The 1,033-nt window shown below is 45.0% G+C and carries 2 protein-coding genes; both read left to right on the top strand.

Annotated features, from left to right (window positions below; translation table 11 throughout):
• Window positions 1-606, top strand: a 606-nt coding sequence (locus R7P35_RS26335; protein ID WP_318093446.1) for a LysE family translocator, incomplete at its 5' end; no start/stop codon positions are given.
• A 179-nt stretch (window positions 607-785) separates the two neighbouring features.
• On the top strand, window positions 786-1,033 hold a 248-nt coding region (locus R7P35_RS26340; protein ID WP_318093447.1), incomplete at its 3' end, for a glycyl radical enzyme domain-containing protein.

Consider the following 1,033-nt stretch of genomic DNA (forward strand, 5'->3'; position numbering starts at 1 on the left):
TACTACACTCTCGCGATACTCGTTCTCACAGCCTCTCCTGGGCCAAGTTCTCTACTTTGCTTAAGTAAAGGTGTCAGCAGCGGCTTTCGCCTCGCACTGACGACGGCTCTAGGCAGTTTAAGCGCGATCACCATCATTCTTACCCTTTCTTTTACCGGTTTAGGCGTTGTGATTGCGTCTTCTGAGTTCGTGTTTAACATCATCAAATGGTGTGGTGCGGCATATTTGATTTGGTTAGGCATTCAAGCATTTCGATCAAAACAAAACGATTTTTCGAAGTCCGGTTCTGCACAGGTGTCAACCAGCCACGTCAGCGCCTATACCAGTGGTTTTATCGTTGGTTCCAGTAATCCGAAAGCCATTATTTTCTTTACGGCACTATTCCCACAATTCATTGACCCAGCCGCTTCGCTGTTGACCCAATATGCGATTTTCGCGGGTACGTTCGTAGTATTCGAATTGAGCTGGTTAACCTTTTACGCCTTATTAGGGGTGAAAACATCCAATTGGTTATTTGAAGCAGGACGAGCTAAGTTGTTCAATCGCTTAACGGGTGGAGTGTTTATCAGTGCTGGTGTGATGCTATCTACGGCGAATCGCAGCTAGATTGTGAGGCAACCCCTAATTTAGGGATAGCTTATTTCCAATATGGAAATTAACGGTTTGTTTTTTTTCATTAGTGGCAAGGCTTAACTAGGCGTAAAATTCACTCTAGCCCTTTAGGGGTAATGGTCTGTACCTACCCAGATCCAGATGTCGTGGTCTTTTTTGCAGGAACATCCTTGATGACAAGCCTATCTGAACTCCAACAGCGTTTTCTCAATATCGCAACTGACGGCCGTTTGTCTCCGAAACAGAAGTCTAACTTCCTCGCTTTAGAAGCCGAAGCATGTATTCCATACATGCCCATTTCTGAAGCACTTCGTGAAGCGATGAGCGATGGCGTAATCTGTGACATGTTTGAAGGTCATGCGCCTTTTAAACCGCGTTACGTTTTACCTGACTATGCTAAGTTTTTATCTCAAGGCTCTGA

The organism is Vibrio sp. Vb0304, from assembly GCF_033338995.1.
GTDB lineage: Bacteria > Pseudomonadota > Gammaproteobacteria > Enterobacterales > Vibrionaceae > Vibrio > Vibrio alginolyticus.